Below are 7,623 nucleotides of genomic sequence, written 5' to 3' on the forward strand. Positions count from 1 at the left end.
GCTATCGTCGCATTGTCAGGCAATAGCCGGATAAATGTCGCGTAAATGTATCAGAATCCTAGTCAAGTGATAACCATCGTGGTTATAGGAGGGTCAAGCATCATGTTGGGAAGGATAATGGCGATCGCCAAAAATGTGTTTTGGGAAGTCATGCGCGCTAGGGTTCTCTATATTTTGGGTATCTTTGCGCTGTTGATGGTCGCAGCAGTTGAACTAATGCCCCAAGTCGCTGCTAGTTTAGAAGATAAAATTGTCTTAGATCTCGGTTTGGCTGCTATCAGCCTTCTTAGCTTAATTGTGGCAGTTTTTGTCAGTACCACTTTAATTAACCAGGAAATTGAAAAACGCACCGTTTATTTACTGCTTTCTAAGCCGGTTAGCCGCCCGGAATTGATTATTGGTAAACATTTGGGTTTGTGGGCGGTCTTAGCAGTTTTGGTCGTGGTAATGACAGCCATATATATGGGGGTTTTAAGTCTTAACCAAATTCCATACCCCGCACCAAGTATCGCCATTTCTAATCTGTTGATTTGGATTAAGTTTGGGCTAATTGGGGCGGCGGGCATTTTGTTAGGCGTGTTAACCAGTTCTCTGTTGGCTACACTCCTAACTTTTGCGGTTTATGTAATGGGAAGTCTCAGCCGAGACTTACTCGAATTGGGTCAAATTAGCGATAGTCAAACCATTGAAAATGTGATGACGGCAATGTATGTCATTTTACCGGATTTAGCCCGTCTGAATCTCAAAAATGATGCCGTTTATGCAGATATCCCTGATGTTCCTATTCTCGTGGCTAATGCTGGATATGGTATCATTTACACCGTCCTACTATTAGCCTTGGCGATCGCTATTTTTTCCCGCCGAGAATTATAAGCCATTAGTCATCATATCCCGCCCACACAGAGGCTAAATTTCCCCGACTGGGTGTGAACTGGTCAATGATTTGGTTAATCCGCTTTTCTAGCTGCTGTAAAGACAACTCCCGGCTCGCTGGTTTCACATCGGATATATTCCAATACTCCACCGTGTTCACCCAGGAAGGATATCGTTTAACCATTAACGGACGATATATTGATTCCTCAATGGCAATAATTTTATTGGCATTTTTAAAGTTAATTTGGGATACGGGTCTGATGGTTCGGACAGAATAATCTAAGGAAATACCCCGCTTCTCCAATTCCGAAATCACTTCTAAGGCGATCGCCCCCATTGAATAATTACTAGAATAATGGCTTTTATCTACTGGTAATAAAGCCGAATAAGCCCGCCAACTCAAGCCCCTGGTTTCCGCCAAATAATTAAACAAATACTCAGAAAATCGACTCAGATAGTCATTTCCTGTAGACAAAAATAAAATTGTTTTCATAAGCACCTTGATGTTGATTAAATGTGGGTTCAGACAGCAACCATGTATCTGGTAGGCGGAAGTTTAGGGGCTGGTTGGTAAATTAGCCCTGCCATGTTCTCAATAAATCTTACCCTAGATCCAGTGTAGCAACAACCAATATAACTTATTGGATAGATTTCGGCAATTTATTTGATGGACATCAACTTAGAACGTCCCCAGACAGCGGGTAATCAGAATAGTCTCAACCCATAGACTGAGTACCATAGTGATAAAACTTCTCAAAAGTGATAATATGAACCCAGTTGCCAGTTGTGATAATTGACTGAGAACCCGATCGCATTGTACCATAGACATAATCATTCAGTGTATTCTCAGTTACATAAAACTTTTCAGTTATACAATTGGTTCAGCATGAGGGCGGATATGATTAAGGCTGGGGTTCTGTGGTCACTATATTAAGTTTTTTGGAAAACTGAATCATTTTCTCCCAGATGGCAGGATAATAACAGAGATAGGGTTAGATCCACCAAGGTGAAACTTTGAGGACAGCCGGGTAATTCTCGGCTAATTCTCAGCGGTGAACTCCTATCAGGTAATAAGATTTACAAGCCAATCACCCTATGAATATTCAAACAGTTATCCTACGGGGTTCTTATTTAGATCAGCTAGTTCATGAATTGCGCGACTACTTCCCTGATGTCATTGTCCGCACTATTGGGAATGTCAATATCTTAGTCGAGGAGTCCTTTTCGGCGCGAATTTCCGCCAATTTGTCAACCACGATAATTTTAAACTATGCCGAATTTGACTATTGTGAAATTGATGTCATCACTGCTGGTGGAGATGTCGGTTTTTTAAATCTAGGTTATGGTGCGGGAAAAGCCAGGATCGACAGCTTTGTGGAGATGCTAGAATCAATCTGCAAGTCCCATAACTGGAAAATTGAACGAAAAATCGATCAGTAGCATCACTTTATTGTTAAAATTCGTAAAGGAACTGTTAAGGATAATGTAGGATGCGGGTTGCGATCGCTGGAGCTGGATTAGCTGGCATGGCCACGGCTGTTGATCTGGTTGATGCTGGACATGAAGTAGAACTATTTGAGTCCCGCCCCTTTGTGGGTGGTAAAGTAGGTAGTTGGGTAGACCCAGAAGGTAATCATGTCGAAATGGGTCTGCACGTCTTTTTTGGCTGCTACTACCAACTATTTGATTTAATGAAAAAGGTGGGAGCCTTTGAGAATCTGCGATTAAAAGACCATATTCACTGCTTTGTCAACCCCGGCGGCGTGATCGGAAGTTTAGATTTTCGCTTCTTTACTGGCGCACCCTTCAACGGACTAAAAGCCTTTTTCACCACTTCTCAGCTTTCCGTCCAGGATAAATTGCAAAATGCGATCGCCCTGGGAACTAGCCCCATTGTCCGGGGTTTGGTGGACTTTGAGGGAGCCATGAGAAACATTCGAGACCTAGATAAAGTCAGTTTTGCGGACTGGTTTCGCCGCCAGGGAGGGTCTGAAGGTAGCCTAAAACGGATGTGGAACCCCATCGCCTATGCTTTGGGTTTTATCGATACTGAAAATATCTCCGCGCGCTGTATGCTCACGATTTTCCAGTTTTTCGCAGCCAAAAGCGAAGCCTCCGTCTTGCGAATGTTGGAAGGGTCTCCGGCGGAATATCTCCATAAACCTATTGTTAACTATCTCCAACAACGGGGCGCTAAAATTCATCTGCGACGACGGGTCAGAGAAATTCAGTTTACAGAAATTGACGGTAAAACCCGTGTCACTGGCTTGGTGGTCGCCCAAGGGGAAGCCGAAGAAACCATTATTGCAGATGCTTATGTTTGCGCCTGTGATGTTCCTGGGGCTCAAAAAATGCTCCCAGAGGCTTGGCGAAAATGGCCGGAATTTGACAACATTTACAAGTTAGATACTGTTCCCGTAGCCACAGTGCAATTACGCTTTGATGGTTGGGTAACAGAACTCCAAGACTCACTCGCACGCCAACAGTTAGAAAAAGCCGTGGGTATAGATAACTTACTCTATACTGCTGATGCCGATTTCTCCTGTTTTGCTGATTTGGCTTTAACCAGTCCGGGAGATTATTACCGCTCAGGACAGGGTTCTCTGCTACAGTTGGTTTTAACTCCGGGCGACCCTTTTATTAAACAAAATAATGAGGCGATCGCCAATCATGTTCTCCAGCAAGTTCACCAACTTTTCCCCTCTTCCCGAGAGTTAAATATGACTTGGTATAGTGTAGTTAAACTAGCCCAGTCCCTCTATCGGGAAGCCCCCGGAATGGACCCCTACCGTCCCCCCCAAAAAACTCCCGTTGCTAACTTTTTCTTAGCTGGTAGTTACACACAACAGGATTATATTGATAGCATGGAAGGTGCTACCCTCTCCGGGCGACAGGCTGCCCGTGTTATCCTGGAAAATGCCCCTAACTTTTTGGAACTAAGCAAGCTGGGGGTACAGAGCTAAAATATTGTCCCTGTCTGGCTTGCTATAAGTAGGGCGGGGACTATGCCTCAATATAAACTACCTCACACCTTAATAATTAAGTAACTCAAATGGCTGATTGGTTAGAACATAGCGTGCAAATAGAAGTTAATGTTCCCATTGATATCGCATGGGATTTATGGTCGGATTTAGAACAAATGCCACGGTGGATGAAGTGGATTGAGTCCGTGAATATATTGGAAGAAAACCCAGAACTTTCTAAGTGGAAGTTGGCTAGTGGTAACTTTGAATTTAGCTGGCTTTCTCGCATTCTTAAAGAGATTCCACATCAGATTATCCAATGGGAATCAGTCGATGGGTTGCCTAACCGAGGCGCTATCCGTTTTTACGATCGCCATGGTAGTAGTATTGTCCGCCTCTCCGTGTCTTATGCTATTCCCGGTCTGTTAGGTAAGATTATGGATAATCTTTTTTTGGGGGGTGTCGTTGAGTCTACTATTGCTAAGGATTTGGAACGTTTTAGGGATTATGCTTTAGATTATTATGCTAATCGCTGAACTTTATTTATGGGAAGGGTTGACAGGTCGCCCCGAATCTTGATACAATATTGACATATATTACATAATTGTAATCTGTGCCATCAATAAAATTATGTCAATACTCCCATCATTTAGCATAATAGCATAAATAAACTCAGAAAGCAACCCCCACCCCCCTACTTGTGACGAGGGGGCTTGTTACAAAACTTAACATAATTCCGAGGACAATTAACAATTAATAATTCCCGGAGATTGGCTATTGCCTAATGGTGGCGGGTTGAGGAATATCAAATTGTGCAGGAATTGACAATTGAGAGGGGAAGGGGTGGAACGATCCATGATCGACAATTCCGAATTATTTTCCGGCAAATGTCCGGTGTTGGGGTATATTCAACAATATTGCAGGATTCGTAATACAGATTTTGTGGATTCTGTCTATGTAGTTTAGAACAAATGGGAGAAGAGATTTAATGAAACGATTGGGTCAGGTATTAGCGTTAGTAGGCTTGTTGGTAGGTTTGCTAGGATGGAGTGCCCCTCAGTCTGCATGGGCAGCGGATTTGAGTTTTGTTCAATTACCAAGTCTGCCAGCACCAGTTTTGGCGGAAGTTAACCGCAGAAACAAAGCTGATGCAAAGCTGGGCACTGAATTTGGGAAAAAACTGGATTTGAATAATAGCTCAATCCGAGAATTCCGTCAATATCCGGGAATGTTTCCCACATTGGCCAAAATGATCATTGACGCAGCGCCCTATGATTCAGTGCAGGAAGTATTAGAAATTCCGGGGTTAACCGATGCCCAGAAAGAGATTATAGAACGCTATATCGGTGAGTTTACCATCACTCCGGTAGAGCCGATTCTACAGGAAGGAGATTTCCGCCTCAATACCGGAGTCTATGACTAGGTTGGAGTAGAGAATCAGTTGATGGCTAAAATGTAACTATTCTAGGCTAGGAATCAGGCTAAGAATTTATAACCGCCGCCATTTCTATGGACAACGCGCCCTAAGTCGGTGTGGGTCTGTGAGAAAAGGGGGCGGTTCGTTTTTGTGGTCTATGGGTATAGATGTTGTTGTTGGATGATCTGACCTTGAGAGTTGACCCAAATATGGGAGGCTTCCCGAATTTGACCCTGTTTCAGTATAGCGATCGCAAAATGTCTATATTTATCAGATCCTGTGCCTTGAATGCGTGGGACACTGGCAGCATTAAGATATATAGTCTGATGTTCATCGACAGCTAGGGATTTCCGCAGATAGGCTTTAGTATGGCGGAGGGTGTGGTGCATATGACCAAAACCGACTAGGGGGATAGTTTTTCCGTAATTGCGGGTTTGGGTAATAGCTTCGGCAAAGTCGGGGTCGCCATAGTCACCGCCAATGGGTTTCCAGTCTTTACCACAGGGTGATTCTGGGGTGTCTCCTAAACCACTAGGGCCGTTATGTCCCAAAAAAATAATCTGGTCATAGGCGGCGTTTTTAACTTGGGCTAAAATGCGATCGCTTGATTCTTGGTTGCTGTTGACACCAAAGCGGGTTTGATAAAATTCTTGATTAGTCCATTGTGGTCCTCCCCAACTAAAGGGCCGAGTACCGACAACCGTTAATCCTAACTCAGGAAAATCTCGTTTTCCATAGCCAACGTGGGCGGGTCCCAGCAGATCAATTTGGGTTTGCACCCGGTCTTCCCGGGTGCGATCGTAAGGGCATTTTTGGCGACCCCACTCGGTCATGCTATACCAAGCGTCATGGTTTCCAAACACTACCGCCTTGGGTAAATCTAACTGAGCGATCGCCTTAACCACCTCTAGGGCTTCATTACCAAAATCACCTACAAATAGGGCTAAGTCTACCCCCAACTGTTTTAAGGCTATCTCATCTTCTGGTTCCCATTGGTCGTGGATATCTCCAATGAGGGCAATTTTGATAGTTAATTCCGGTGATGGGCTCATTGTATCTAATAGTACGTTTTTTTCTAGGATAAGTTGTTGCGACCCCAGGTTGAGATTTCTGGCTTTACTCTTTTTGGTGAATTCAACTATAATTAGGAATTAGAGAATCACAAACCAGAGGTCAACTGATGTTTGCAGCGACTTTAGACCGACAACCGACCCAATATGAGAAGCCAGAGGACTTGTTTGAGGCGATCGCCACTTTAAAGAAAGACCTAAATGCGATCGTGCTGGCCCACTATTACCAAGACCCCGATATTCAGGACATCGCCGACTATATTGGCGACTCCCTAGGACTGTCGCGCCAAGCTGCCGAAACCCATGCAGATGTTATTGTATTTGCCGGGGTTCACTTCATGGCAGAAACCGCTAAAATTCTCAATCCAGAAAAACAGGTTTTACTCCCCGATCTTAATGCCGGATGTTCTCTAGCTGATAGTTGTCCTCCCCATGCTTTCGCTGCCTTCAAAGCTGCCCATCCTGACCATTTAGTGGTATCTTATATTAATTGCACTGCCGACATTAAGGCGATGAGTGATATCATCTGCACCAGTGCTAATGCCGTCAAAATAGTTAGCCAAATTCCCGCAGATCAGCCAATTATTTTTGCACCCGATCGCAACTTAGGGCGCTATGTCATGGCAGAAACTCAACGAGAAATGCTATTATGGGAGGGGGCTTGCATGGTGCATGAGAATTTCTCCGAAAAGAAAATTGTGCAGCTACAAATTGAATATCCCGGCGCGGAAATTATTGCTCACCCCGAATGTGAACCCCCAGTTTTACGTCATGCTAATTATATCGGTTCTACCACTGCTTTATTAAAGTACGTCAAAGAAAGTGCAAATTCCACTTTTATTGTAGTTACAGAACCCGGAATTATTCACCAAATGAAAAAAGAGGCTCCCGCCAAACAGTTTATTGCCGCGCCCCCCATGAACAGTTGCGCCTGCAATGAGTGTCCCCACATGAGGCTAAACACCCTCGAAAAACTCTATTTATCTATGAAAAATAGACAGCCAGAAATCACCTTACCCCAATCTACCATAGAGGCGGCATTGCGACCTATTCAGCGGATGTTAGAAATGAGTTAATTAATAGGGAATGTAAATCCTTCTCTGTCTACCTCTGGGAGAGGGCAATATCATGTAGGGGCGGGTTCGGCGAATGTCTTCACTAGGGGCGCGAAGATGAATAAACCCGCCCTCCAAACCTGTCTAATTCCTCCACTAGGGGCGCGAAGATGAATAAACCCGCCCTCCAAACCTGTCTAATTCCTCCACTAGGGGCGCGAAGATGAATAAACCCGCCCGCCCTC

At 44.2% G+C, this 7,623-nt stretch carries 8 protein-coding genes; 6 read left to right on the forward strand and 2 right to left on the reverse strand.

Translation table 11 applies throughout. The features are described 5' to 3' along the window. Positions 1-102: 102 nt before the first annotated feature. Positions 103-873, forward strand: coding sequence for an ABC transporter permease (locus P5674_RS02550; RefSeq protein WP_014274506.1), 771 nt, complete (start codon positions 103-105; stop codon positions 871-873). A 4-nt stretch (positions 874-877) separates the two neighbouring features. Here P5674_RS02550 and P5674_RS02555 read toward each other — a convergent pair whose 3' ends face one another. Beyond that, positions 878-1,366 carry an arsenate reductase/protein-tyrosine-phosphatase family protein gene (locus P5674_RS02555; RefSeq protein WP_014274505.1) on the reverse strand — a complete coding sequence of 163 codons (489 nt, stop codon included), beginning with the start codon at positions 1,364-1,366 and terminating at the stop codon, positions 878-880. 602 nt (positions 1,367-1,968) lie between these two features. On the opposite strand from P5674_RS02555, the gene P5674_RS02560 reads away from it, so the two are divergent. From P5674_RS02560 to psbU, 4 genes are all read left to right on the forward strand, one after another. After that, positions 1,969-2,313: a hypothetical protein gene (locus tag P5674_RS02560; protein ID WP_006616918.1), complete on the forward strand. Its 345-nt coding sequence runs from the start codon at positions 1,969-1,971 to the stop codon at positions 2,311-2,313. A gap of 50 nt (positions 2,314-2,363) precedes the next feature. Beyond that, positions 2,364-3,836 (forward strand): 9,9'-di-cis-zeta-carotene desaturase, encoded by a 1,473-nt coding sequence (gene zds / locus P5674_RS02565; RefSeq protein WP_014274504.1) that lies wholly within the window; start codon positions 2,364-2,366, stop codon positions 3,834-3,836. Positions 3,837-3,925: 89 nt separating this feature from the next. Continuing rightward, positions 3,926-4,372 (forward strand): SRPBCC family protein, encoded by a 447-nt coding sequence (locus P5674_RS02570; RefSeq protein WP_006616920.1) that lies wholly within the window; start codon positions 3,926-3,928, stop codon positions 4,370-4,372. 452 nt (positions 4,373-4,824) lie between these two features. Then, entirely contained in the window at positions 4,825-5,259 is a 435-nt protein-coding gene (gene psbU, locus P5674_RS02575; RefSeq protein ID WP_014274503.1) for a photosystem II complex extrinsic protein PsbU, read from the forward strand. Between the two features lie 149 nt (positions 5,260-5,408). On the opposite strand, the gene P5674_RS02580 is transcribed toward psbU, so the two are convergent. After that, positions 5,409-6,305, reverse strand: coding sequence for a TIGR04168 family protein (locus P5674_RS02580; RefSeq protein WP_014274502.1), 897 nt, complete (start codon positions 6,303-6,305; stop codon positions 5,409-5,411). A gap of 128 nt (positions 6,306-6,433) precedes the next feature. On the opposite strand from P5674_RS02580, the gene nadA reads away from it, so the two are divergent. Then, positions 6,434-7,399 carry a quinolinate synthase NadA gene (gene nadA, locus P5674_RS02585; RefSeq protein ID WP_014274501.1) on the forward strand — a complete coding sequence of 322 codons (966 nt, stop codon included), beginning with the start codon at positions 6,434-6,436 and terminating at the stop codon, positions 7,397-7,399. Positions 7,400-7,623 lie beyond the last annotated feature (224 nt).

The organism is Limnospira sp. PMC 289.06, from assembly GCF_032350395.1.
GTDB lineage: Bacteria > Cyanobacteriota > Cyanobacteriia > Cyanobacteriales > Microcoleaceae > Limnospira > Limnospira platensis.